This window comes from Nonomuraea sp. NPDC048916, from assembly GCF_040649575.1.
GTDB lineage: Bacteria > Actinomycetota > Actinomycetes > Streptosporangiales > Streptosporangiaceae > Nonomuraea.
Genome location: NZ_JBEZFS010000216.1, coordinates 1 through 471 on the forward strand (window position 1 = coordinate 1; position 471 = coordinate 471).

Here is a 471-nt window from a genome sequence, read left to right on the forward strand (position 1 = left end):
ATCACGCTGGCCCACCGGCTGGCCCAGCGCCTGTCGGAGGTGCGCAAGTCGGGCCTGGTGCCCTACCTGCGGCCCGACGGCAAGACCCAGGTCACCATCGAGTACGACGGCGACCTGCCGGTCCGCCTCGACACCGTGGTCGTCTCCACGCAGCACGCGGCCGAGATCGACCTCAAGGAGATGCTGACGCCCGACATCAAGGAGCACGTGGTCGAGCCCGTGATCGCGGGTCTCGACATCGACACCTCGGACTACCGGTTGCTGGTCAACCCGACCGGGCGTTTCGAGATCGGCGGCCCGATGGGCGACGCCGGGCTGACCGGTCGCAAGATCATCATCGACACCTACGGCGGCATGGCACGGCACGGCGGCGGCGCCTTCTCCGGCAAGGACCCGTCCAAGGTCGACCGCTCGGCCGCCTACGCGATGCGCTGGGTGGCCAAGAACGTGGTGGCCGCCGGACTGGCCGAC

Annotated in this window: 1 protein-coding gene; it reads left to right on the forward strand. The window is 69.6% G+C overall.

The genetic code is table 11. The features are described 5' to 3' along the window. The coding region (locus tag AB0C16_RS40515) for a methionine adenosyltransferase domain-containing protein (RefSeq protein ID WP_357691509.1) at positions 1-471 on the forward strand (471 nt) is incomplete at both ends.